The 285-nt window shown below is 51.6% G+C and carries 2 tRNA genes and 1 rRNA gene; all 3 read left to right on the top strand.

The features are described 5' to 3' along the window. Window positions 1-100 (top strand): 5S ribosomal RNA (rrf, locus tag LQ608_RS12440); the annotation flags it as partial. A gap of 13 nt (window positions 101-113) precedes the next feature. After that, window positions 114-189: transfer RNA gene (locus LQ608_RS12435), tRNA-Val, on the top strand. A gap of 5 nt (window positions 190-194) precedes the next feature. Next, window positions 195-270 (top strand) — tRNA-Thr (locus LQ608_RS12430). The last annotated feature ends 15 nt before the right edge of the window (window positions 271-285 follow it).

Raw genomic sequence — 285 nt, 5'->3', positions numbered from 1 at the left:
AAAGAGGTCACACCTGTTCCCATGCCGAACACAGAAGTTAAGCTCTTTAGCGCCGATGGTAGTTGGGCTTACGTTCCGCGAGAGTAGGACGCTGCCGGGCAATATTGTTAAATGGAGAATTAGCTCAGCTGGGAGAGCATCTGCCTTACAAGCAGAGGGTCGGCGGTTCGAACCCGTCATTCTCCACCATTTTTGCCGGCCTAGCTCAACTGGTAGAGCAACTGACTTGTAATCAGTAGGTTGGGGGTTCAAGTCCTCTGGCCGGCACCATTTTTTAGAGCCATT

The sequence above is a fragment of the Mammaliicoccus sp. H-M34 genome (assembly GCF_022386495.1).
Classification (GTDB): domain Bacteria; phylum Bacillota; class Bacilli; order Staphylococcales; family Staphylococcaceae; genus Mammaliicoccus; species Mammaliicoccus fleurettii.
This window is presented reverse-complemented; position numbering and strand designations above follow the sequence as displayed.